This window comes from Pedobacter sandarakinus (genome assembly GCF_026240095.1).
Classification (GTDB): domain Bacteria; phylum Bacteroidota; class Bacteroidia; order Sphingobacteriales; family Sphingobacteriaceae; genus Pedobacter; species Pedobacter sandarakinus.
In genome coordinates this window covers 1,310,947-1,336,009 of the sequence record NZ_JAPIVG010000001.1, presented here as the reverse complement: position 1 = coordinate 1,336,009, position 25,063 = coordinate 1,310,947, and the positions used below count along the sequence as shown (strand labels likewise).

Below are 25,063 nucleotides of genomic sequence, written 5' to 3'. Positions count from 1 at the left end.
CTAGGCGTTGTTTATCTCCAGCGGATTTCTCAAAATAATGAAGAGGGTGTATAGTTACCATGAGGCCAGATCAATTTGTTTCTCCTTATTATTGCTTCGTATTGAAGGTGCAAGTTATCTCCCGCAGATTTTTCAGATTACCGCAGAAGCTGGAACGCTATCTTGGCTAAAATTGTGAGATCTTTGAACCTTGCTATTTGTCACCTTCAGAAATTTATTGGCCTCGCCAGAAATAATAGTTAGTGGTTGGCGTGTTTTTTATAAAAAATACTTACCCCACAGCGGTTAGCACAAACGATCGCAAACTTTGAGGGGTGGGGAAGCACCAAAAGCATTGCGGGTGTAACTGATTTAAACCCGAATGGTGCGGAAATACTTTTTGTAGCACCAAAAAGCCCAGGCATTTTCATGCCTGGGCGGTTAGTTTTTTACTGCCTTTAACAAAAAGATTGCAGCGAATGCGGGACTGCTATAACAAAAGCACCACCGCAACTGATTTTCTGATGTGATTATATCTCAATAATGGCAATTAAACGAACATTGCTTGAATTCGATGAAAATTGATAAATTAGGATATGCTTATTACTAACCGCTGGATAAATGATTTGATTGGGCTACTGTTCCCAGAGGTATGTTATTCTTGCGGTGTAGGTTTGTTTAGGGGCGAAAAAATGGTTTGTACAAAATGTTTGTATGACCTGCCTTTTACTGATTACCATAAATACAAAGAAAACCGTGTAGCCAAACAACTTTGGGGTAGATTACCTGTTAATGCCGCCATGGCCATGCTTTATTTTAGAAAAGGGGGAAAGGTACAGACGTTGATTCATCGTTTAAAGTACCACAACAAAACTGAAATTGGCGTTTTCCTCGGAAATATGTTGGGAGAAAAGCTGAAGGAAGCACCACTGTATGGCGATATCGACATCATTATTCCTGTGCCATTACATCGGAAGAAATTAAAACTGCGGGGATATAACCAAAGCGCTTTCATAGCATCTGGAATAGCAGAACAGTTGGGCGTTGGTTTTAGAGATGATGTACTGGTAAGGGTAACTTCTACAGAAAGCCAGACCAAAAAAAGTAGATTTAGCCGTTATGAAAATATGCTGTTGGTATTTAAGGTAGAGATAGAAGCAGAAATTTTGAACAGGCATGTGCTAATTGTTGATGATGTAATTACAACCGGCGCTACTTTGGAAGCTTGCGCTAGTGTGTTGCTTGCAAAAGGTGCGGCAAAGGTGAGCATCGCGGCGCTAGCTTTCGCGGAATAAATTTCTCATCTTTACATCATGCGTCTGATGATTGGGTTTCTTTTTGGCTTTTTTGTAATCCTGGCTGCTTGTCAGAAAGGCGAACAGGTAACAACAGACGCCAATGCTAAATTGAATTTCGATCGCGATACAATTTTATTTGATACTGTTTTTACCACGATAAGTACCGTTACCAAGCGGGTTAAATTGTTTAACCGCAATAATGATGCTTTGCGCATAAGCGACATAAGCCTTGCTGGCGGAAATACCTCCCCTTTTTCCATAAACATTAATGGCGAAGGCACCCCAAGCAAAAGCAACCTGATTGTTAACGGAAAAGATTCAGTAAATTTATTTGTAAAGGCAACCATTAACCCAAATAATAAGGATTTGCCTTTTTTAGTTCAAGACTCAATTATCTTAAATACAAATGGTAATCGGCAAGTGATTCAGCTGATTGCTTACGGACAGAATGCGAACTTCATTAATACCGATATTGTGGCCAACACTACTTGGAACAGTGCGTTACCTTATGTGTTAAGCGGCTCAATATGGGTTAAAGCCGGGGTACAGCTTAACATTGTTGCTGGTAATAAAGTATATTTCAATAAAGATGCAGGCTTAAACATAGCAGGGGAACTAAATGTAACAGGAACTGCCACGGCACCTGTTTTATTTTGTAGCGATCGCTTGGAAAGTACTTATGCAGATGAACCCGGACAGTGGAAGGGCATCTATTTAACACAAGCGGGTAATGGCTTAATAAACCATGCGGTAATTAAAAATGCCTCTGTAGGAATAACTTCCGACTCGCTTAGTGGTACTTCGAAACCTAAATTATTGTTGGCAAATACCATAGTTAAGAATATGCAGGTAGCAGGCTACATTGGTTACCATTCTGAAATGCTTGCATTTAACAACTTATTCTACAATTGCGGAAACTATTTAATTTATGCCATAGGCGGAGGAAATTATAACCTCAAGCAAAACACATTGGTGGGTTTTAACCCTATGTTTCCACGTAAGACTGCTGCATTAACTTTTTCTGATTACCTATCAAATATCAATTACAATAAATTGAGCCTAACGTTAACCAACAATATTATTTGGGGAAGCCTGAGCAATGAACTAGATATACAAAAGAAAAGCACAGTTACGCCTCAATTGGCAATCAGCTATAACCTTATTAAATCTAATGTGTCTACATATAATGTAAATAATAATATCCTGAATGCCGAACCCGGTTTTCTGGACGCCAGCTTCGGCATATTTGAGCTGTCAAGTGGTAGCCCTGCGCTTATAAGGGGGACAAACCTCAGTGCAGACCCATACTTTAACAACTATTTAAGTACAGATTTAAATGCAAACAGCAGAAATTTCCCTTCTACCTTAGGTTGTTACGAAAAGAGATAAATTTTAAATTTTTAAAAACAATATTGGCTTCTCATCGTTTCTATTAGTGAGAGCGTTAATTTAGATGGTAAGGGTCGATATTTCTTTTAGAATATCGGCCCTTTACTTTTATAGCTCAACGTTCTTCTCCATTTAGCTGTTCTGCTATACGAAATTCAATATAGTGATGCTGTTTACTGTCGAAGGGTTTTCATAAAAAAAGGCAGCTACAAATTGCAACTGCCTTATGTGAGTTTAGATGGGATGTTTATTTGTAAAGCGGAAAGGCACTTACCAACTGCATCACTTCTGCCTTAACGGCGCTGATATTAGCTTCGTCTTCTGGATTAGTTAGCACGCGGTCAATCAATTCCACAATTTGTTCCATTTCAGTTTCTTTTAAACCACGGGTAGTAATGGCTGCCGTACCCACACGAATACCCGATGTTACAAATGGAGATTTATCATCAAAAGGCACCATGTTTTTATTAACCGTAATTTCTGCTCTTTCTAAAGCGTTCTCGGCAACCTTGCCTGTTATATTTTTGTTGCGAAGATCGATTAACATTAAATGATTGTCGGTTCCACCAGAAATAATTCCGTAACCTTTAGCAACAAAAGCTTTCGCCATTGCCTGGGCGTTCGTAGCAACCTGCTTAATGTAGTCGCCATACTCCTCTGTTAAAGCTTCGCCGAAAGCAATTGCTTTAGCTGCAATAATGTGTTCTAATGGCCCACCTTGGGTACCTGGAAAAACAGCCATATCCAACAAGTTACTCATCATGCGCACCTCTCCTTTAGGAGTTTTTAGACCCCAAGGGTTTTCGAAATCCTGCCCCATCATAATCATACCTCCACGTGGGCCACGCAACGTTTTGTGCGTAGTGGTAGTTACAATATGGCAATGTGGAAGTGGGTTGGTTAATAAGCCTTTAGCAATTAAGCCTGCAGGATGAGATATATCAGCTAAAACCAAAGCGCCAATTTTGTCGGCCACTGATCTGATAAAAGCATAATCCCATTCGCGGGAATAGGCAGAAGCACCGCAAATAATCAGTTTTGGTTTTTCTGCTAAAGCAACCGCTTCTAATTTCTGGTAATCGATTAATCCCGTTTCTTTATCTACACCATAAAACAGCGGCTGGTAAAGCTTTCCAGAGAAGTTTACCGGAGAACCATGTGTTAAATGTCCACCGTGCGACAAATCGAAACCCAGAATTTTATCGCCAGGCTGCAAAACTGCCAGCATTACTGCGGCATTCGCTTGGGCTCCAGAGTGTGGCTGTACATTAACCCATGCAGCACTAAATAAAGCCTTTGCCCTATCAATTGCAATTTGCTCCACCACATCAACCACCTGGCAGCCGCCATAATAGCGTTTTCCAGGCAAGCCTTCAGCATACTTATTGGTTAAAACTGAACCAGCAGCTTCCATTACCTGCTTGCTAACGAAGTTTTCTGATGCAATAAGTTCTAAACCGTGCTCTTGGCGGTTCAATTCCTTATCAATAAGTTCAAAGATTTGGGTGTCGCGTTTCATCCTATATGAGGTTTGTATTTTTTTGGCAAAAGTAAGAAATTTATCCTTAAAGCCTAGATGAATATGAGCGAATTACATTCAATACCATCTTTTATTTTTTGGTTTAGAAAAGCAGTGGCAGGTTCATTTATTAATGTGTAGTCCTGCCTTTATTACAATCTTTTAAAACCTTAAAAACCTATGGTGATGTTTTGAATGGTACCGCTCGGTTTTAAAAGGATTTTCATGCCAGTCAGGTTTAACTAACCTATTTCGCTGCACTAACCACCAGGCATGGCGGCAAAATTAACCCACCGACTTTACCTTGAAGTTATTAAAACCGCTGCCAATGGTTATTTCTACAATTTGCTGCTGCAACATCTCTAAAATAGCCAAAAAATTATACACAAAATGAACCTTGTTTTCAGAACTTTTTAAGACCAATGCAAAATCTATTTGTTTGTTAATATCGAGTAGATTAGAAATGAAGTGCTTCTGCTGCGCTATGGTGTATGGGTACTGTACCACGGTATGTTTTACTTCTTCGCTCCGCAACTCATACTTTTGCATGCTACGATGATATACCGTAAGCAATTTATACAAATCGAGCGATAGCAATTCATCCTGATGGGTAGAAGATGCTGCTGCAAGAGATAGATCGTGTTCTATATTGCCCCTGCGCTCTTGTTGCATTCTGGCATCTTCAAAAACCTTCATTTCTTCGGCTACAGCCTTAAATTGCTTGTAGGCAATTAATCGGGCAATTAAATCTTGTTCGGGATTAAGGTCATTGCCGGCATCATCAAGCTCAATTCTGGGCAGAAGCATTTTCGATTTAATGCGCATCAGCGTTGCTGCCACTAAAATAAACTCGCTTGCTACCTCAACATTTAAAGAAAGTAGCTGGTGCAAATAGGCAAGAAAATCGTTCGTGATTTTAGAAATCTGTACATCTTGAATATCCAATTCATCTCGCTCAATAAAAAAAAGCAACAAATCAAAAGGCCCCTCAAATACGGGTAGCTTGATTTCAAAATTGTCTGACTGCATTTAAAAACAAACTTAACATTTTTTAAATGATCTGAGTAAAGCAAACATGGTATATCAGCAAGCAATCAGTTTTACAACCTTTTGATGGATTTTTACCTAAAAATTAAAACAAAATACCTTACTTTGTATCTTGTTTTTTACCCAAATCTGAATGCAAGTTAAAGCTGGCCCCCTATTATCAAAAATAAACTATCCTGCTGATTTGAAGCAGTTTAGCGAAAACGAATTAGAACAAATAAGCCAAGAGTTACGCCAATACATTATTGATGTTGTGAGCGTAAATGGCGGCCATTTTGGGTCTAGTTTAGGCGTTGTGGAGTTAACTGTAGCGTTACATTACGCTTTAAACACCCCTTATGATAAGTTAGTTTGGGACGTAGGGCACCAGGCGTATGGGCACAAAATTCTAACGGGAAGGCGAGATCAATTTCATACCAATAGGATTTATAAAGGCATAAGCGGTTTCCCTAAAATTTCAGAAAGTGAATACGATACCTTTGGTGTTGGCCACTCCTCTACATCTATTTCGGCTGCTTTGGGGATGGCGGTTGCCTCGCAAATTAAAGGTGAAACCAATCGCCAGCATGTAGCTGTTATTGGCGACGGGGCAATGACTGCAGGGCTTGCTTTCGAAGGACTAAATCATGCGGGTATAGAAAACAGCAACGTATTGGTTATCCTTAATGATAACTGTATGTCCATCGATCCAAATGTTGGGGCATTAAAAGAATACCTAACCAGCATCACGATATCAAAATCTTACAATCGCTTCCGCGACGACATTTCCAGTGTGTTGGTTGGGCTATCGAAGCTAGGTCCGAATGCCCATAAATATGTAAAGAAAATTGAGAAAAGCATCAAGGGCACCTTGCTTAAGCAAAGTAACCTCTTCGAGGCATTAAATTTTAGATATTTTGGTCCGGTAGATGGGCACGACGTAAAAAGACTTGCACAAACTATTAAAGACTTATCAGCAATTCCAGGCCCTAAACTTTTGCATTGCATTACCGTTAAAGGTAAGGGATTCGCATTAGCCGAAAAAGACCAGACCATTTGGCATGCTCCAGGTTTGTTTGATAAAATAACCGGAGAAATCAAAAAAAGTGTATCCGAAAAACCTCAGCCTCCGAAGTATCAGGATGTTTTTGGCCATACTATGGTAGAATTGGCCGAAGCAAATGATAAAATTGTGGGCATCACGCCCGCCATGCCATCTGGTTCTTCACTAAATATTATGATGAAAGCCATGCCCACACGTGCATTCGATGTAGGTATAGCCGAGCAACATGCCGTTACTTTTTCTGCAGGATTGGCAACGCAGGGACTAGTCCCTTTTTGCAACATTTACTCCAGCTTTATGCAACGGGCATATGACCAGGTGATTCATGATGTGGCCATCCAAAAACTCAACGTGGTATTTTGCTTAGACCGTGCAGGCTTAGCTGGTGCAGATGGCGCAACCCACCATGGCGCCTACGATATCGCTTACATGCGTTGCATCCCAAATTTGGTTATCTCTTCGCCGATGAATGAGGAAGAGCTTCGAAACCTCATGTTTACGGCACAGCAGGAAAATATGGGGCCTTTTGTTATTCGATATCCTCGCGGAAATGGCGTTATGCCAGATTGGAAACGATCATTCAAGGCGCTTGAAATTGGTAAAGGACGTAAAATTTGCGACGGCGAGGAAGTAGCCCTACTGACCATTGGCCATGTTGGAAACTTTGCTGTCGAAGCCAGGTCAGAATTAAATACCGAAGGCATTTACCCGGCACATTACGACCTACGCTTCATAAAACCGCTCGATGAGCAGATGTTACATGAGGTGTTTGCCAAATATAAGCACATCATAACCGTAGAAGATGGTTCGCTCCCTGGCGGAATGGGATCTGCAATCCTAGAATTTATGGCCGCACACCAATATCATGCAGATGTGATCAGATTGGGTATTCCCGATCAGTTTATCGAGCATGGCGAGCAACCCGAACTATGGGCCGAGTGTGGGTATGATAAAAATGCTATTGTAAATGCTGTAAAAAAAGTTGCCGTAAAGCGTACTACCAATACCATGGCAGGGTAGCATATAGTTCACAATTTACTTCACAAGCAGTATTAAACAGGGGATGTTTACTATATTCGTGCCATACTTTATAATTTAAAATATGTGTGGAATAGTAGGCTACATAGGCTACAGAGAAGCTTGGCCAATCGTACTTAAAGGTTTAAAAAGACTCGAATACCGTGGCTATGACAGCGCTGGTATTGCGTTAATGAACGAACATGGACAAAATATCTATAAGAAGGCAGGTAAGGTTGCTGTTTTAGAAGAATTTGCAGCAAACCATGATTTAAGTGGTACTATCGGTATGGGCCACACCCGCTGGGCAACACATGGCGTTCCATCAGACCGCAATTCTCACCCACACACATCCAATAACGAAAAGCTTTCCATCATTCACAATGGAATTATAGAAAATTATGCCATTCTAAAGGAAGAACTTATTGGCCGTGGGCACGAGTTTAAAAGCGATACTGATACCGAAGTTTTAATTCACCTCATTGAAGAAATTCAAAATATTGAACAAATCGATCTTCTAGAGGCGGTTCGCTTAGCCTTAAATGAAGTTAATGGTGCCTATGCCATTGTCATCATGGACAGGGAAAACCCTGATCGATTGATCGCTGCGAGAAAAGGTAGCCCAATGGTAATTGGGGTTGGAAAAGGAGAATATTTCATCGCCTCGGATGCAACGCCTATCATTGAGTATACCAAAAATGTAATCTATCTAAAGGATGGCGAAATTGCATTGGTAACCAAAGATGATTTACTGGTTAAGCAATTAGATAATGTGGTTCAAACCCCTTTGATCCAGGAACTGGAATTAAAACTTGAAATGTTAGAGAAGGGCGGTTTCGAACATTTTATGTTGAAGGAAATTTATGAACAACCCAGATCAATCAAAGATTGTATGCGGGGGAGAATCTACCCGGCTGAAGGCAAAGTGCAATTGGGTGGTATTAAAGAGTTCGCCGAAAAACTAAAAAATATCGACCGCATCATTATTGTGGCTTGCGGTACATCTTGGCATGCAGGATTGGTAGGGGAATACCTTATTGAGGAATATGCTCGTATCCCGGTTGAGGTAGAATACGCTTCAGAATTCAGATACCGCAATCCCATTATTACCGAGAAAGATGTGGTTATTGCAATCTCTCAATCTGGAGAAACAGCCGATACCATGGCTGCCATCGAAATGGCGAAAGAGCGGGGCGCAACAATCTTTGGAATTTGCAATGTGGCAGGCGCCTCTATTCCGCGATTAACACATGCTGGTGTATACACACATGCAGGACCAGAGATTGGGGTGGCTTCAACTAAGGCCTTCACTGCACAGGTAACAGTATTGACACTGATGGCCTTCTACATGGCGCAACAAAAAGGTACCATTACCACTTCTAAAATGATCGAATTATTAACGGAACTTAACCACATTCCGGAGAAAATCGAATCTGCTTTGAAGTCTAATGATATGATTAAAGAAATCGCTGAAAAATTCAAAGATGCTACAAATTGTTTGTTTTTAGGACGTGGAAGTGGTTTCCCGGTAGCATTAGAAGGCGCATTAAAGTTGAAAGAGATATCTTATATCCATGCAGAAGGATACCCCGCTGCCGAAATGAAACATGGTCCTATTGCATTAATTGATGAAGAGATGCCAGTAGTGTTCATTGCCACTCAGAATTCTTCTTACGAAAAAGTGATGAGCAACATCCAGGAAGTAAAAGCCAGAAAAGGTAAAGTAATAGCCATCGTAACTGAAGGAGATACCGAGGTGAAGAAAATGGTAGACTATTGTATCGAAATTCCAGACACAGACGAAGCATTTTTATCCTTACTTGCCACCATCCCACTCCAATTGTTATCTTACCATATAGCAGTAATGCGAGGATGCAACGTAGATCAACCCCGAAATCTGGCAAAATCCGTAACCGTGGAATAAGTAGATCACCAAATTTGATATAAATACTATCGCCTGGCTTTTCTTCCTGAAGAAATGGCCGGGCTTTTTTTGTTTAGGAAAATAGGGTACTAATGAAAAATGAGATCGATATTGAAAAAAAATAGCAATAATTTCTACAGAGAACAAAAGGCTTTCCTGCACATGTGTTTGCATCATCAAATGCATCAGCATTACTACTAAATTATAATGAAATAATTAGGAAAATAAACTTCTCAGGAAAAGGCCGCAGCTGCATTGCTTACCACATCAGGCGATTAATGACCGTGATCCATAAGAATGATCTTCTATTAAGAACTGACGTTCATAATTAGTTTGATGATAGATAAGAGGCTGATATCTTATATTTAGACTGATTGAAATTACATGTGGAATTAATCTCAGCATAGCAATGTTTCACCTCATATTTGTTTCCCTAAGGGGGGAAGCAAAAATCTTATTTAAGTAGGAAACTAACGGCCTCGAAGACCTGGCGTTCACCCCTTGCACAAACTTAATACAATTTTTGTACATTAGCCAGCAGTTAATGCACGAATGATGCTAGATGAAGTGTCCGACAATTAGCAGCAATACCAAACAACAACAATTATTTATTAGACATATTTACGCTTTGAAAGTATTCGCCTTCAACAACAACTATTTGGACAAATAAGCATCAAACTACCTTATACGCTTAACCTTCCCGCTCACTTTATGCCCCATTTATATTAATAGATAGGAATAGGCATCTAACCATCTAAATGATTTATCATTTTTTATAAACAATGAAAATAATTTTTGACGCAACAGCAATTGCCAACACAATTTATAAAGACAGTTTGAACCCTAAGACAGGTGTATTTAGAGTAGCCCAACAAATTTTAGCAAACTTAGAAGGGAACAAATGTGATATTGGACTTACTTCGTTATTTATAAGTTTACCAAGATTAGCAAGTTTCCTTAAGGAAAACGACTTTAAGTGTGTCAATTCTAAAGAAAGTCTGGTCATATCGAAATTTATGAGCTATGTATTTTCCCTTATACCAAGACGGAGTCTTACTGAAAAAAATATTCTGTATGCGCTTCGTAAATCTGGATTATTGTCTATAAAGCACGGTTTATTTAATACTAAGGAATTAAAACAATATGATTTATACCATTCACCATTTCATGCAATTCCTAATAGCGTTCTAAAGCGACATTCTATTAAGCAACTGATTACTGTTCATGATCTTATCCCAAAGATTTTGCCAGAATATAAAGGCTTAAGCATTGAATTGGAAATAAACAAAATCTTAGATAGCATTGATGAAGAAACTTTTGTAAGTTGTGTTTCAGAAAGTGCGAAACAAGATTTATTGAATCATCATTCAAAGGTAGATCCGGCAAGGGTTTCAGTTATCCCATTAGCAGCAGACGCAAACATCTTCTACCGTGAAACAGATCAAGATCGAATCAAAACCATCCTCAAAAAATATCAGATTGATGATGAGAAGCCGTATTTTTTGTTGCTTTCAACTTTAGAACTTCGTAAAAATCTCAAAAGTTCAATAGGGGCTTTTGCCAAGCTCATCGAACAGGAAAATTTGAAAGAACTGCAGCTGGTTTTGGTCGGCTCCGAAGGTCGAAAAATAGGTGAATTATTTAAGTCGTTAAATGTAAGTAAGTCATTGAGGAAGCGAATCATCGCGACGGGCTTCGTAGAAGATGAAGACTTATCTGCAATTTATTCAGGTGCTTTAGCATTTATTTATCCGTCTATTTATGAAGGTTTTGGATTGCCACCGCTCGAGGCAATGCAATGCGGTATTCCCGTAATTACCTCCAACAATAGCTCATTGCCAGAAGTGGTAGGCCAGGCAGGATTGCTTGTAAATGCCGAAGACGAGGATGCAATAGCTGAACACATGCTAAAACTGTATCACAATGCAGACTTAAGAACTGAGTTAGCCAATAAATCGTTACTCCAAGCTCAAAAATTCTCTTGGCAAAACTTCAATACGGATTACTGGAATTTATATACCCGGATCCTTAACAGTTAAATAATCCTTAATCATAATTATTATCATCAAGTTAAATGGAGATTAGGAGACTTATTTACAATTTTGGCTATCTGTCATTTTTACAAATCGTTAATTTGATATTGCCGATTTTAACATTTCCTTACATTGTTAAAATAGTTGGAAGTAGCTTTTTTGGCGATTTAAGTTTTGCAACCGCAATTACCTCTTTTGCAGTTGTTATCATTAATTTCGGGTTTGATTTATCTGTTACACCTCAAATTGCAAAAAACAAAAATGATGTAGTGCTTATCTCAAATCATTTCTACGCAGTTTTAATATTGAAATTCTTGCTGCTTATTTGTAGTGTTGCAGTCATAGCTATATTAACAATTTGCTTACCCCAGTTTTTCCATATCAGAACACTTTTGTTCTATTCTATTGGTGGTTTGGTCGGTGGAATTCTTTTCCCAACTTGGTTTTTAATGGGAATGGAACAAATGAAATTCGTTACAATCTTCAATGTTTCAACTAAAATATTTTTCACGGTTTTAATGTTCCTTTTCGTGAAAGAAAAATCCAGTTATATCTCCTTCTTCCTATTTAGTAATCTTGCAGGGATATTAACCGGCCTTTTTGGCTTTATTTGGAGCGTAAAATTGTTTAACATTCCTCTTATCATTCCTTCACGAGAAATGCTTTGGTCTGTTTTCTCTAAAAGCAAGAATTTTTTCTTTTCAAGAATAGCCAACGATGGGAGCAGATATTTTGCGACGATCTTAATTGGCATTAACTTTTCAAGCACATTGGTTGGATACTATTCGTTAGTCGATAAAATTTTTGCCACATCCATCTCCATTGGCGGCATTCCAGCACAATTGATGTATCCTTTAATGTCAAGAAAGAAAGATTTAAGTCTTTTTATAAAAGTTTTGAAGTTTACTATTGTGGCATCCTTGGTATTTATATCTTGTCTATATGGGCTTAAGGAACACATACTATTGTTTTTTTTCCATTCGTCGTCGCCAATTCTTTTAAACATTTATGATAATGTCATTTGGTGTATTGTTATTGCAAATGTGAGTTCCTTAATTGGCTTTCCGCTCCTAGGCGTATCTGGCTATCAAAATGAAGCTAATTTTAGTCTGGTTTATGGTTCTGTTTTTTATTTTCTCTATATCGTGTTAGCTTCAATATTTACACAAAACATATTGGTATTGGGCATATCCTTATGTGCTTACGAACTGGTCGCTTTCTTAATTCGGGTCTATTATATCTCTAAATTTCGTCTCTTAAAAACAAACTGATACTATGAAAGCAATTATACTATGTGCGGGATATGGAAATAGAATGAGCCCGTTGACTAAAAACACACACAAAACACTTTTAAAGATAGGGCATGAAACGATTGTAGATAGATTGTTAAACTCCCTTAAAAATCACAATATTTCTAAAGTAGTAATTGTTACTGGTTATTTAGACGGGCAGCTAAGAGCGCATATCGATGAAAACCATAAAAACTTAGTTATAGAATATATCCATAATGATAGATACCAGGAAACCAATAACATATTTTCGCTGGCGCTTGCATTTGAAAATATATTAATAGATGACGATATTTTACTAATTGAATCCGATTTAATTTATAATGAAAATGTGCTAAATCAGGCAATCAATTCCAAACATGAGAACGTTGCGTTGGTATCTCCCTATAAAATAGGAATGGATGGAACCGTTGTCCAGATTTCGAACCAAAAAATCATAAATATTTTTCCGCCGCATTTACACGATGAGAATTTCAACCTATTTGACAAATTCAAAACCCTGAATATTTATAAATTCTCAAAAGATTTTTGTCAAAAAGAGTTTAAAAAGTTACTAATCCATTACGCCAGATCAGTAGACGACAATTGTTACTATGAACTGATTTTAGGAATCATTATCTATATGCAAAGGCAAGATATTTTTGCGGAAGTAATAGACAATAATGACTGGTTTGAAGTAGATGATCCCAATGACTTGGAAAATGCATTTTATCAATTTAATACTAACGAGAGAATTAAGATTTTAAACAAAAACTTTGGTGGATACTGGCATTTCGATATCATTGATTTTTGTTTTATCAGGAATATGTATTTCCCCAGCACCTCTGTTATGGCAGAGCTTAAAAATCATATGCTTAATCTATTAAAGAACTACGGCTCAAAACAAGAAACGCTTAATCAAAAACTTTCTTACGTGCTTCAATACAGTAGGGAAAACCTCATTGCATTGAATGGTGCCAGCCAGATTTATCCAATCTTAAAGAATATTTGGAAAAATAAAAAAGGATTGATACCCGAGCCAACGTTTAGTGAATATGACAAACTCTTTGATAAGGTAGACACCTATGATCCAGTTGGGTTTACAGCAGAGGAAATAAAGCCGAAAATTCAGATCGCTGATGTCGTGGTGTTTGTAAATCCAAATAATCCGACAGGATCTATTATCGAAACCAATGTTATTTGGGAAATAGCCAATCAATATCCAGATAAAACCTTCATCATTGACGAATCTTTTATTGAATTCTCGAATGAAAAATCAATTGCAGACATGCTTGAAACTGACCCGAAAGATAACATACTAGTGATCAGAAGCATGAGTAAAAGTTACGGGTTACCAGGAATGCGTGTTGGCTTTGCCTATGCAAATAATAGGGAATTGTTAAAAACTATAGCGGATGAGATCCCTATATGGAATATGAATTCAATGGCCGAGTTTTTCTTGGAGATAATTCTAAAAGATAAGATAAGTCTGAATCAATCTTTTGAGCAAACAAAAATTGATCGACACACTTTCATCGAAGATTTAAAAACCATACCGTATCTAAGCAAAGTCTATGATTCGCATGCAAACTTTATCCTTTTCGAAATTGCTAAGGATAACAAAGGGATTGAAAAACTGGATGACTTATTGTTAAAGAAGTACAACATTTATATCAAAAATGTAAGCGCTAAGTTCAAAAATGACAACTACTATTTCAGAGTGGCAGTAAGGTTACCGCACGAGAATGAATTATTGGTAAACGCAATGAAAACGCTAATTCCTCCAATATCATGAAACAAACTTGGAATGAAATATGGTCCAAAAGACAGTTCCTCCAGGAAGAGGGTGAAACCACTCTTGAAAGTTTAATCAGGATGGACGGTTTTGATACACCTTTGGGAAAATTGAGTGAACAAGATTTCCGAAACTATGCTAGCCATGTTATTAAAACTTTAGATTTAACCCCCAATGAAACGGTTTTTGAAATTGGTTGCGGAAGCGGAGCTTTCATTTACATACTTTATGAAAATGGATTTGATGTTAGTGGGATTGATTTCGCTCTGCCACTGATTGAGATAGCCAAGCAAAAGATGCCTGCATGCGCTGCCAAACTTCAATGGTGCGAAGCTATTGATTTGAAAGAAATAAATGCTGATGTTATTATTGCAAATCATGTGTTTCACTATTTCCCCAACCTGGAATATGTAAGTGCCGTCTTGGGCACGATCCTAAAATCTGGTGGCAGAGTCTTAATTACAGCCATGGCAGATATCACCTTTAAAACAGAGTCAGAAGCATTCAGAAGAGGTATGCTCACGGCGCAGGAGTATGAAAAAAAATATGATGGCTTAGATATATTATACTTTTCAAAACCATGGATTTTGAATGAAGTGCAGAAACTTGCTCCGAACAGAAAAGTGTATTTCTTGCCGCATAAGATGCCAAAGTTTTCACAAAATGAATATAGATTTGATTGTTTGATTTTATGACAACAATAAACACCACCAAAGGAGAGTTCTTTTTTGAAAGACCAGCCTTTTCTTATGGTTCAAAAACAATTAACCGTGAGCGTGCCAAAGAAAATTTATTTTTATTCAAAGAAATACTGGATAAGAGTAAGGTTAAATTCCTGCTGGCATACGGAACACTCCTTGGCGCTATTCGTGAAGGCAATTTCATTGAACATGATTTTGATACGGATTTTATAATTTTAGAAGAAGATAGGGCCTCATTCTTAGATTTGTTGTTTGAGTTAAGCAATGCAGGATTTGTTGTCGGGCGGTATGAGAATGATTTGATATCCCTCATTAGAAAGGAGGAGTATATTGACATATACTTTTTCAGAAAACACCTTTTCTTCTATCGTAAGTCGGCATATTACGACGACAATACTGATATTTATTATACTTACAACAGGTTTTTGACAAAAACAACTACACTCACTTTCTTAGGAGAAACATTTTCAATTCCTAAAGATTTTGATGCTTATCTGAAGCATTGCTACGGTGAAAATTGGAGAACTCCTATCCAAAATTTACATGGCGTAGATTTTAAGCTAAATCAAAAGATAAAGGCTTTTTTGCGTAAATACTTTTATGGTGTATATGCTTTACTGAAACAAGCCAAAAAATATCTTAAGCCTGGAACTGATTTAATGGATTTGTAAACGAAAATCACAAGTGAATGCGTGATTAAAATAAATCCCCCCTAGAGTAACCAACCAAAGATTACTGTTGTTAACGGCAATGCAATTAAAGCGTTAACGAATTTATCCGACAACAGATCCAAGCCTCGAGTTATGCCAGCGTTTTTATTGTTTTATTGGTTGTCATGCTTTCGCTATGCTCAGGTTTGTTTCTTTTGGATCAAGCCAAAAGAAATAGGCCGCCGCCGATGAGGCATAAGAAAAACCTCCGTTATCTGCTCCAATAGTAGACTCCCTGCTATAGTCACCCTGCTAACCGGCCTAGGAGATGTTGGAAGGAGAAAGCGTTAAAGCTTTTGCAAACATTCTCATAAACCACCAAACCAGGCATCGCGTCCGCTGCGATTTTTCATCGCAGCTTGTGATGCCGAAATTAAAGCTTTGACGAATTTATCCGACGACAGATCCAAGCCTTGATGTTTTGTTTCTTTTGGATCAAGCCAAAAGAAATAGGCCGCCGCCAATGAGGCATAAGAAAAATCCACCTCCGCTATCTGCTCCAATAGTAGACTCCCTGCTATAGTCACCCTGCTAACCAGCCTAGGAGATGTTGGAGGGAGAAAGCGTTAAAGCTTTTGCAGACATTCTCATAACCCACCAAATCAGGCATCGCGTCCTCTGCGATTTTTCATCGCAGCTTGTGATGCCGAAATTGAAGCTTTGACGAATTTATCCGACGACAGATCCAAGCCTTGAGTTATGCCAGCGTTTTTATTGGTTGTCATGCTTTCGCTTTGTTTAGGTTTACTCCACTTTTTATCAAGAAAATTGGATAGGCCGCCGCCGATGAGGCATAAGAAAATCAACCTCCGTTATCTGCTCCAATAGTAGACTCCCTGCTATAATCACCCTGCTAACCGGCCTAGGAGATGTTGGAGGGAGAAAGCGTTAAAGCTTTTGCAGACATTCTCATAACCCACCAAACCAGGCATCGCGTCCGCTGCGATTTTTCATCGCAGCTTGTGATGCCGAAATTAAAGCTTTGACGAGTTTATAGGACAACAGATCCAAGCCTTGAGTTATGCCAGCGTTTTTGTTGTTTTATTGGTTGTCATGCTTTCGCTATGCTCAGGTTTGTTTCTTTTGGATCAAGCCAAAAGAAATAGGCCGCCGCCGATGAGGTATAAGAAAAATCAACCTCCGTTATCTGCTCCAATAGTAGACTCCCTGCTATAGTCACCCTGCTAACCGGCCTAGGAGATGTTGGAGGGAGAAAGCGTTAAAGCTTTTGCAGACATTCTCATAACCCACCAAACCAAGCATCGCGTCCTCTGCGATTTTTCATCGCAGCTTGTGATGCCGAAATTAAAGCTTTGACGAGTTTATCCGACGACAGATCCAAGCCTTGAGTTATGCCAGCGTTTTTGTTGTTTTATTGGTTGTCATGCTTTCGCTTTGTTTAGGTTTACTCCACTTTTTATCAAGAAAATTGGATAGGCCGCCGCCGATGAGGCATAACAAAAATTAAAAGCGTCTGGATAATTAATCGCAGACGCTTTCACAACTTGATACTATCTAGCGCCTAAAAATCACTATACAAGTTTCTAAACGAACTTCTTATGCCAAAAGTGATCAAAGCGGTATTATTGGCACCTAAACTATTACTTTCTCTCCTGTAAATCCCACCCAACTCCAATCTCAAATTATATTTTGGATTCACTACATAAGCAACTCTCCCTTCCGCATAACCTAAATCTGTGCGTAAACCTTGTGTAGTGAAATTACCATCCGCCTGAACAGCATCGGTATATGGTGTGAAAATATTCTTACCAAAATTGGCTCCGGCAACATCCAAACCATATTTAGCATATAGCAACTGTCCGCTGAAATCGAACCGCTTATAACTATAGTTTAATAAACCAACCACCTCGCGGAAGTTGGCTCCCATAGGGTGCGCCAATGGTTCGTTGTAATTGGCATAGTTACCAATTCGGGTGCGGGATGAATAGGTATATGGCTTAGCAGTATTATACTCCAATAAATAATTTAATCCGGCCACTTTGAAAACATCAGCCCCTCGGATACCCAGCTGCCAACCATATTTATTTCTTGAACTCCCTGATGAAGAGAAAAAGTTTTTCGACTCAAATTCATCGAGGGAAAATTGCCCGTAACCAACCAATTCTTTAGAGAACTTATATTTTCCGGTAAATCCAATCATGGCGTTATCTGGTGATCCACTTGATGCTTCCACAGGGCGAAGGAAGATAATTGGATTGGCGTATCCCCAGTCAAAGCCTCTTCTATTACCTAGATCATCGGTTTGTGCCCAGATGATGGAATCAAAGAACCCGATCGACAAACGATTATTGACATTCCAGTCCAGGTAATGGAAAACACCACCTTTTTTACGATTGCCAGCATCGTAAGAAAGTTTTGTCGCACCAGGATCCTGCATGGCAGTCCACATCGCCAGATATTGCACATTACCTAAATTACCAGTAAGTTTTAAGAAAGGAGTAGGAGAAGAAAAATCAGACAACAGCATGGAGCGATACCCATCTCCGATAAAAGTCTTATCGTATCCTGCACTGATGTTCAAGTATTTTATTGGCGTATAAGAAATCACTGCGGTAACGTACGACCAATCTAATGAAGTTTTGCCCGCATTGAAGCCATAGGCCCGGTTGTACGACTGACCAGGTACAACACCGGTTTGATTAACATATTGATTATAGTACTGAGAAAACTGGCCCAGATTCTCAAACCCGCTCGTATAAAACGAAAACTTTTTACCAACCGTACCCCCTATTTGGTAAGCCCTGGTGTTTAACCATACATTTTGTTTACCCGAGAAGTCCCTCCCAATCTGGAAGTCAGGCAAAAAATCAGCATAGACCGTAAAGTCTTCCTTTTTAATATCTAACAAATGTTCGTTGAAGAGTTTTCCTAATAACCAGGATTTCCGATTCGTATCTACCCCCACATTCATCAACAGCTGGTGCCTGTCCTTCAATAGACTATCATCAATAAAGAAAGGTTTTAGTGAACTGTGAAAACGAGTTTCAGGATTGTACACTTCAGCACCAAGTTTCTGATAGTATTGATATGAGTAAGGTTGATATTGCGATTGCGCAAAAGCACCTGTAAAGGAGATAGCTAATAGGAGGGTAAGTATATATTTATTCATGATCTGAATGATAAAGCGCAAAGAACGGAAAATTATCTATAAATCTACTGGAAATTGAACAATTAGACTTAGTAGGCGTTCTCTTCACCCTTAGCCATATTGATCACTGTCATAAAAATGATTTTGACATCAAGCATAGCACTCCAGTTTTCTAAATACCAGATATCATGCTCAACGCGTTTTACCATTTTGTAATCCTCCTTTGTTTCACCACGATATCCATTAACCTGGGCCCAGCCGGTAATACCAGGTTTAAGGAAATGGCGAACCATAAATTGGTCTACTATACCTTTATACTGTTCAGTATGGCTTAACATATGCGGACGTGGCCCCACAACACTCATATGCCCCATAAATACATTGAAAAATTGGGGAAGTTCATCCAGACTTGATTTTCTTAGAAATCTACCGATTTGAGTAATGCGATCATCATTCTTACTTGCCTGCCTCTTATCGCTGTCGTTATTCATTCGCATACTCCTGAACTTGAAACACCAGAAAGGTTCATCATCCCTTCCACTTCTGAGCTGCTTGAAGAGTACTGGCCCTGGGCTCTGGATTTTAATTAACAACGCAATAATAGGATACAACCAGCTTAACACAAAAAGAATCACCATGCCGCTGAATACCACGTCAATCAGCCGTTTCTTAAACCGGTTGTGTATTTTCTCCAGCGGCTCCGAACGGAGTGAAATTACCGGGAATTCATTACCCAGATAACTCACGGTATAAGGCGATAACAGCGCCCCGCTAATATCCGGAATAAACTTAAGCCTTACGCACTGCCTTTCAGCTTCTTCAGTCAATAAAGTCATATCACCCATACGCTCAGGAGCAATAGTAACATAAATATCTTTAATGCCTTTATCAACCGCTAACTTAAATTGCCGGCCTACGGTCTCCGATAAATGCCCGTTGCGATCGATATACTCCTGCGGCACATCAGGAATAAAACCATGGAATTCAATATACTTTTGCTTTTCAAAATAAGAAGCCAGCTGCACACCCGTGGTATTATTGCCCATTATGGCAACAGACTTTACGCCTCGAAGGTGATTAAATAATAAGAACTGAAAGGATGTACCAATGAACCTATTCACAAGAAACAAAATCCCCAGTGTACCATAAAATACGATTAGGAATGACCTGGAAAATTCATTTTGTCTTGAAAAAAATAAGTAAATAGAAAAAAGCACCGCATGGAGCACAACACTCTTCCAGGTAGCCCGATAAATGCGCTCAACCCTTCTCGATCCATATTCCGTATACAAACCAAAAGAGGTAGTGGATACAATCCAGATCAATATGCAAACCACAATATAATGCCACTGCAGTTCAGAGCTAACAATCTTCCCTAAGTAACCTGTAAATTCATAAGCGAAAAAATAGACAGCAATCACCATTAAGAGATCGGTGACGGGCAAAATGTATTTTAGAATAAATAAGTAACGTGTTTGCATAAGCAATTTTTTAGAGCGATTTATAACAAAAGTAATGAAACGCGTAGCTTTATCAGCAAAAATAATGCCTGCTTATTAAATCTATATTAAATTCAGGGCAAACTTTTAAATCAATCGCAAATCATTGCTGCAAAATTAACTTATTTATGAGATCATCATTAAAAATTTCTCGTGCTTTAGTTAAAAGTAGATATAATCAGTCACATAGTAGATAAAGTTGCATCTATTGATGTACAATGCTAAAAACAAGACGTGCTGCTAACCTGCGCTCAATGACAGCCTAGCCACCTTTTTTTGTTTAGGAATACTGATTCCCAAACTTTTCAACCATATCCTTACACACGGCTTTAATCTCCTGTTCTTCCGACTTTGGGTAAATCATCAATACATGACCATCATCTACAACAATAAAATTGTCCAAGCCCCGAATCACAGCGGCTTTACCTGCCGGCAAATTGATCATGCAATTGGTAGTATCTTGCAAGTGGACAGCTGCCGCATTACACACATTTGCATTCGGATCCTGTTCTGCAATGGCATGCAAAGATGCCCATGTGCCCAAGTCTGACCAGCCAATGTCTGCTGGTATAGTATAAATATTATCAGCCCGCTCTAATATGGCATAATCAATAGAAATGTTCGGACTTGTCGGGTATTTTGTTTCAATAAATTCCCTTTCCTCGTCGGTATTGTAGCAAGACAAACCACTTTCAAACAAAGCCGCAATTTCAGGCGCATATTTTTCAAAGGCCCTTTTTAATGAGGCAGCCTTCCAAATGAAGATCCCTGCATTCCAAACATAATCACCACTAGCCAGATACGCTTCTGCTTTTTCCAATACAGGTTTCTCCATAAAAGCATCAACTTTTTTCACCCCGTGGTACTTGCTACGCACTTCTTGATTCTCCACCCCTTCTTGATACTCGATACTGGACACGGAATCCTCAACCTGGTACTTGATATACCCATAGCCTGTATCTGGTCGGGTAGGCGTAATTCCTAAAGTCAGTAAGGCATCATTGTCAGCAGTGAAAGATAGGGCTTGCTCGATCTTTTCGAGGAAAATAGCTTCTTTAAGAATCAAATGGTCGGAAGGTGCAACCACAATGTTGGCCGCTGGATTTTGTTGCAGAATCTTGTACGTGGCATAAGCAATACAAGGTGCAGTATTGTTACGGCTAGGTTCTAGTAAAATATTATCATTTAACACCTCCGGTAGTTGTTGTTGTACCAGTGAAGCGTAGTCCTTGTTGGTCAACACCAAAATATTTTCCTTTGGGCAGATTTTTAAAAAACGTTGGTAAGTGAGTTGTAAAAGCGACTCGCCTGTACCTAAGATATCGATAAATTGTTTCGGGAAGTGATTCCTACTTTTTGGCCAAAAGCGGGAACCCACACCGCCTGCCATGATTAAAACGAAAGTATTTATAGATGAAGGCATATTGTTATTTTCTAAGGATGTCAATGAAGTGTTGTTCATATTGTTCGACAATTAGATCCCACGAAAAAGTCTGAACAATTTTGTGATTATTCGCCTCCAGACAGCTGAAATAGTTTGTTTTATCAATAGTTCGTAACAATTGGCATACCTCGGTAGCGTTATCGAAATAAAATGCGTCTTGACCAAGAATGGACTGGTTAAAAATATTTTTGTGGGCAGCGATTAAAGCTTGAGACGCCATTGCCTCCAATAATGAAGGGTTGGTACCACCAACTGTATGGCCGTGAAAATACAACCTTGAGAAATGTCTTAGATTATTTAGGATATTAATATCATAGACTCCTCCAACAAAAATGATGTTGCTATCGTTCCGATATTTGTCTTTCAGATAAGTCCCAAATTTAGTTTCATGTTTCCCGATAACTAAAAACTTTTCGTTTTCCCCCGCTTCTGCAACGCCATCTAAAATCATTTCAATACTATTCTCTGGTTCCAACCTGGCAACAAGCATACTAAAGTGGTAAGCTTCCACCCCATATTCATGTAAACAAGTTTTATCAGCTTTTGAAAAAATGTCGGCGCCATAAGGTATATAAAGAGAATCTTTTTGGTAGGTAGTTTTCAGGTAATCTTGTATACCGATAGAATCCGAAATTAAATGGTCGCTATACTTAATACCTAGCTGTTCAGCATATTTTAAAAATTGCTTAACCTTTGGCGAAAACTTGGTACGCTTCCATTCCAAACCATCAACATTGGTAGTTACAACCGATTTCTTTCGTGGAAGTAACCATCCCCAGACAGAACTACTCGTATAGCCCAATTGCAGGATAATGTCAAAAGTTCTTTTCCTACTATCTAAGATGCAATTAAAGTCATACACAAACTGTCCTGCAGTTCCAATTTTGTCCTCCGGATCATAACAATGGACGATTTTTACACCCTTCCAGTTATCTTCTTGGCAAGGGTGTTTATGTGAGTTGTAGACCGTGACCTCATGCCCTTTTTCCACAAGTCCTAAAGAAAGGTATTCGGCAAATTGTTCGAAACCGCCGTAGTGATTAGGAATCCCTCTCGTCCCTATTATTCCTATTTTCATGTTAATTATATCTTGCAGCACAAATGAAAGATATGCAATTATCGTGAAAAATCTTGGATGATTTCTTCCCCGAACCTTTCAGCAATAATATTCCAATTATATTTTTTTAAGATTGCTTCCTTAACTGCACCAAATGGATAACTTCCGTCATTTAAAACCTTTAACATTTTGCTTTTAAGTTCCTCAATATCTTCTGGATTAAACTGATATTTCCCAAAAAAATCAAAATCCTTCATAGCAGTCGTATTACTACACAACACTTTACATGAGTTTACCGCTGCCTCTAATGGGGGTATTCCAAACCCCTCAGCAAATGCAGGAAAAATAAACAAGTCTGCTTGTCGGTAAAAATTATTAAGTTCATCATTACTAATACCTTCAAGAAATATAATCTTTGATTTTACGTCCTCTACTAAAGTATCGTAAAAGTCATTGAATTTTTGAGTGTTAACATCTTGACGCCTTCCAATAAAAACTAGCTCTTTAATCTTGTATAGTTCCAGCTCGACAAAAGCCTTAATAATCGCATAATGATTTTTTCTTGGCTCGAACCTGCTTACGAACAAGATATAGTTATTAATATTATACTTTGACCTTATATCAATCGGCGGTACTCTAGCTAACTGAACTGCGTTAGGGGTTATAACTATTTTTCCCTCATGTATCTTGAAATATTTAATCAAGGCATTTTTCGAATAATCCGAAACAGTACAGATAATGTCTGAGCGTTTGGCAGAAAAATTGAAAAGGTACTTTTTAGTAAATCTATAACTGAATGGGAAAAGCTTAGGAAAATCCAAAAATAATAAATCGTGTATAGTATTGATATACTTGCAACTCTTTATTAATGGTACAATATACTGAAAGTGAGCATAATCATATCGATTGTCGGTAATAATTCGGGGAATATCGTAAATAAGACGTTTGAATTTTGAACTTGTTGGCAGTTTAATATATTTAAACCTGTCATCATTGAATTGGCTTCTTAAATGATCAATATTATTTGCAGCTAATGTGATCTCAAAGGCTTCATTGGCTACTAATGCTGTATAAATCCCTTTGATATATGTGGTTGTACCCTGGTGAACACCGTCAAATACGTGGGCATCAACAAAAATTTTTATTTTCATGATTAAAAATTATTCATGGATAGCTCGACAAGACGTTTTAATAGTGAGCCAAACGTATAAGACTTACTATAAGATTTAAATGCAGCTTGCGCTTTATTGCCGACATCTTCGCTTCCAAGGTTCAAATAAATATGCTCAATCTTCTCAGCTAAATCCATCGGATTCTCTGGTGCATAGAAAAAAACCTGGCACTCATTTACATAATCCCTAACTGACGGTATATCCGTAATTAATATAACCTTGCCTAATGACATCGCTTCTAATAATGCCATATGTCCTGCTGATAATTTAGTGTTAGCGAGTGGAAGGACTACAAACAAGGATTTTTTGAGAAAACTACCAAATGTATCAATACGAATATTATATAAGACATTTACATTTTCTGGAGCAGATTCTGCGGCTATACCTTGAGGCCTAGTTGCAATATTGCAAACTAGCTGGGGATATTTGCTCAATAATAATTTTGAGGCCTCTAACAATGTGACGAAATCCCTATTGCTTACGCCCCCACTGGAATAATAGTTTGACTCAAACTGGTATACGTTTTCTTCAAAAATATCGAAATCTCTACCATATTCTACAAAATAGAACTTCTTCGTCAAAGATGGAAAGATTGTACTATAATACTTTACTTCATTATTAGAATAAACAATAATGCGGTCTGTATTCTTATAACTGAAGTTTACAAATGCTTTTCTTGCTCGGAGATAAAATTTGTTCGATTTATCTTCGAAAAGAAACCCGGCGATAGTTACCTGTTCTTCCCGGGGAAAGATTCTAGTAATCAAGCAATAAAAAATAGCAACTATTGGATTAATAAAAATTTTTGTGGTGACTTTCTTTTTTTTGAAGAAAATCAAAAAAGCCGATTTTAATGAAATTGACCAATAAGCCAGATGCGAAAAGAAATTGCCAATAACGGGCAATCCGTGGAAAAATCGTACTAGTGCATTCTCATAGTAGGTATAATAATATTCAGGAAAGCAAAGATTTTCAATTTTTTTTGTGAGCTCGGCCTCCTTGACTTGGTATTTTAAGGAATCGAGTACGATTAACACTGCTTTATCTTTCATATGTTAAA

The 25,063-nt window shown here is 38.3% G+C and carries 18 protein-coding genes; 9 read left to right on the top strand and 9 right to left on the bottom strand.

Annotated elements, in window-relative coordinates; translation table 11 throughout:
* Positions 1 to 575 precede the first annotated feature (575 nt).
* Positions 576 to 1,274: a ComF family protein gene (locus OQ268_RS05755; protein ID WP_265855148.1), complete on the top strand. Its 699-nt coding sequence runs from the start codon at positions 576 to 578 to the stop codon at positions 1,272 to 1,274.
* Between the two features lie 27 nt (positions 1,275 to 1,301).
* Entirely contained in the window at positions 1,302 to 2,666 is a 1,365-nt protein-coding gene (locus OQ268_RS05750; RefSeq protein WP_265855147.1) for a hypothetical protein, read from the top strand.
* A 247-nt stretch (positions 2,667 to 2,913) separates the two neighbouring features.
* Here the strand turns inward: OQ268_RS05750 and glyA are convergent, their stop codons facing one another.
* Positions 2,914 to 4,185: a serine hydroxymethyltransferase gene (glyA, locus tag OQ268_RS05745; RefSeq protein WP_265855146.1), complete on the bottom strand. Its 1,272-nt coding sequence runs from the start codon at positions 4,183 to 4,185 to the stop codon at positions 2,914 to 2,916.
* Between the two features lie 285 nt (positions 4,186 to 4,470).
* A complete protein-coding gene (locus tag OQ268_RS05740; protein WP_265855145.1) occupies positions 4,471 to 5,214 on the bottom strand; it encodes a segregation and condensation protein A in 744 nt (247 codons plus the stop codon).
* A gap of 151 nt (positions 5,215 to 5,365) precedes the next feature.
* Here OQ268_RS05740 and dxs point away from each other — a divergent pair, with 151 nt between their 5' ends.
* The 7 genes from dxs to OQ268_RS05705 all read left to right on the top strand — a co-directional run bounded on the left by dxs (position 5,366) and on the right by OQ268_RS05705 (position 15,683).
* Positions 5,366 to 7,294, top strand: coding sequence for a 1-deoxy-D-xylulose-5-phosphate synthase (gene dxs, locus OQ268_RS05735; protein ID WP_265855144.1), 1,929 nt, complete (start codon positions 5,366 to 5,368; stop codon positions 7,292 to 7,294).
* An 82-nt stretch (positions 7,295 to 7,376) separates the two neighbouring features.
* Positions 7,377 to 9,215 (top strand): glutamine--fructose-6-phosphate transaminase (isomerizing), encoded by a 1,839-nt coding sequence (glmS, locus tag OQ268_RS05730; protein WP_265855143.1) that lies wholly within the window; start codon positions 7,377 to 7,379, stop codon positions 9,213 to 9,215.
* Between the two features lie 782 nt (positions 9,216 to 9,997).
* Positions 9,998 to 11,254, top strand: a complete 1,257-nt coding sequence (locus OQ268_RS05725) for a glycosyltransferase family 4 protein (RefSeq protein WP_265855142.1) — start codon at positions 9,998 to 10,000, stop codon at positions 11,252 to 11,254.
* A gap of 35 nt (positions 11,255 to 11,289) precedes the next feature.
* A complete protein-coding gene (locus tag OQ268_RS05720; protein ID WP_265855141.1) occupies positions 11,290 to 12,519 on the top strand; it encodes an oligosaccharide flippase family protein in 1,230 nt (409 codons plus the stop codon).
* Positions 12,520 to 12,523: 4 nt separating this feature from the next.
* On the top strand, positions 12,524 to 14,311 hold the full coding sequence (locus OQ268_RS05715) for an aminotransferase class I/II-fold pyridoxal phosphate-dependent enzyme (RefSeq protein ID WP_265855140.1): 1,788 nt from the start codon (positions 12,524 to 12,526) through the stop codon (positions 14,309 to 14,311).
* Positions 14,308 to 15,006 carry a class I SAM-dependent methyltransferase gene (locus tag OQ268_RS05710; RefSeq protein WP_265855139.1) on the top strand — a complete coding sequence of 233 codons (699 nt, stop codon included), beginning with the start codon at positions 14,308 to 14,310 and terminating at the stop codon, positions 15,004 to 15,006. Before OQ268_RS05715 ends, OQ268_RS05710 begins: the two co-directional genes overlap by 4 nt.
* Positions 15,003 to 15,683 carry a LicD family protein gene (locus OQ268_RS05705; protein WP_265855138.1) on the top strand — a complete coding sequence of 227 codons (681 nt, stop codon included), beginning with the start codon at positions 15,003 to 15,005 and terminating at the stop codon, positions 15,681 to 15,683. Before OQ268_RS05710 ends, OQ268_RS05705 begins: the two co-directional genes overlap by 4 nt.
* 347 nt (positions 15,684 to 16,030) lie before the next feature.
* Here OQ268_RS05705 and OQ268_RS05700 read toward each other — a convergent pair whose 3' ends face one another.
* From OQ268_RS05700 to OQ268_RS05670, 7 genes are all read right to left on the bottom strand, one after another.
* On the bottom strand, positions 16,031 to 16,225 hold the full coding sequence (locus OQ268_RS05700) for a hypothetical protein (RefSeq protein ID WP_265855137.1): 195 nt from the start codon (positions 16,223 to 16,225) through the stop codon (positions 16,031 to 16,033).
* 1,019 nt (positions 16,226 to 17,244) lie between these two features.
* Entirely contained in the window at positions 17,245 to 18,852 is a 1,608-nt protein-coding gene (locus OQ268_RS05695; protein WP_265855136.1) for a gliding motility protein RemB, read from the bottom strand.
* 68 nt (positions 18,853 to 18,920) lie between these two features.
* Positions 18,921 to 20,312, bottom strand: a complete 1,392-nt coding sequence (locus OQ268_RS05690) for an undecaprenyl-phosphate glucose phosphotransferase (protein ID WP_265855135.1) — start codon at positions 20,310 to 20,312, stop codon at positions 18,921 to 18,923.
* Positions 20,313 to 20,610: 298 nt separating this feature from the next.
* On the bottom strand, positions 20,611 to 21,792 hold the full coding sequence (locus tag OQ268_RS05685; protein WP_265855134.1) for a mannose-1-phosphate guanylyltransferase: 1,182 nt from the start codon (positions 21,790 to 21,792) through the stop codon (positions 20,611 to 20,613).
* Positions 21,758 to 22,852 carry a DUF1972 domain-containing protein gene (locus OQ268_RS05680; RefSeq protein ID WP_265855133.1) on the bottom strand — a complete coding sequence of 365 codons (1,095 nt, stop codon included), beginning with the start codon at positions 22,850 to 22,852 and terminating at the stop codon, positions 21,758 to 21,760. The genes OQ268_RS05685 and OQ268_RS05680 overlap by 35 nt, the downstream gene beginning before the upstream one ends.
* 38 nt (positions 22,853 to 22,890) lie before the next feature.
* The gene (locus OQ268_RS05675; protein WP_265855132.1) at positions 22,891 to 23,982 is read right to left on the bottom strand and encodes a glycosyltransferase family 4 protein; all 1,092 of its coding nucleotides are present in this window, start codon (positions 23,980 to 23,982) and stop codon (positions 22,891 to 22,893) included.
* 2 nt (positions 23,983 to 23,984) lie between these two features.
* Entirely contained in the window at positions 23,985 to 25,055 is a 1,071-nt protein-coding gene (locus tag OQ268_RS05670) for a glycosyltransferase (protein ID WP_265855131.1), read from the bottom strand.
* Positions 25,056 to 25,063 lie beyond the last annotated feature (8 nt).

Coding starts and splice junctions, on each gene's coding strand:
- OQ268_RS05755 (WP_265855148.1), top strand. CDS start 576: ATGCTTATTACTAACCGCTGGATAAATGATTTGATTGGGCTACTGTTC.
- OQ268_RS05750 (WP_265855147.1), top strand. CDS start 1,302: ATGATTGGGTTTCTTTTTGGCTTTTTTGTAATCCTGGCTGCTTGTCAG.
- glyA (WP_265855146.1), bottom strand. CDS start 4,185: ATGAAACGCGACACCCAAATCTTTGAACTTATTGATAAGGAATTGAAC.
- OQ268_RS05740 (WP_265855145.1), bottom strand. CDS start 5,214: ATGCAGTCAGACAATTTTGAAATCAAGCTACCCGTATTTGAGGGGCCT.
- dxs (WP_265855144.1), top strand. CDS start 5,366: ATGCAAGTTAAAGCTGGCCCCCTATTATCAAAAATAAACTATCCTGCT.
- glmS (WP_265855143.1), top strand. CDS start 7,377: ATGTGTGGAATAGTAGGCTACATAGGCTACAGAGAAGCTTGGCCAATC.
- OQ268_RS05725 (WP_265855142.1), top strand. CDS start 9,998: ATGAAAATAATTTTTGACGCAACAGCAATTGCCAACACAATTTATAAA.
- OQ268_RS05720 (WP_265855141.1), top strand. CDS start 11,290: ATGGAGATTAGGAGACTTATTTACAATTTTGGCTATCTGTCATTTTTA.
- OQ268_RS05715 (WP_265855140.1), top strand. CDS start 12,524: ATGAAAGCAATTATACTATGTGCGGGATATGGAAATAGAATGAGCCCG.
- OQ268_RS05710 (WP_265855139.1), top strand. CDS start 14,308: ATGAAACAAACTTGGAATGAAATATGGTCCAAAAGACAGTTCCTCCAG.
- OQ268_RS05705 (WP_265855138.1), top strand. CDS start 15,003: ATGACAACAATAAACACCACCAAAGGAGAGTTCTTTTTTGAAAGACCA.
- OQ268_RS05695 (WP_265855136.1), bottom strand. CDS start 18,852: ATGAATAAATATATACTTACCCTCCTATTAGCTATCTCCTTTACAGGT.
- OQ268_RS05690 (WP_265855135.1), bottom strand. CDS start 20,312: ATGCAAACACGTTACTTATTTATTCTAAAATACATTTTGCCCGTCACC.
- OQ268_RS05685 (WP_265855134.1), bottom strand. CDS start 21,792: ATGAACAACACTTCATTGACATCCTTAGAAAATAACAATATGCCTTCA.
- OQ268_RS05680 (WP_265855133.1), bottom strand. CDS start 22,852: ATGAAAATAGGAATAATAGGGACGAGAGGGATTCCTAATCACTACGGC.
- OQ268_RS05675 (WP_265855132.1), bottom strand. CDS start 23,982: ATGAAAATAAAAATTTTTGTTGATGCCCACGTATTTGACGGTGTTCAC.
- OQ268_RS05670 (WP_265855131.1), bottom strand. CDS start 25,055: ATGAAAGATAAAGCAGTGTTAATCGTACTCGATTCCTTAAAATACCAA.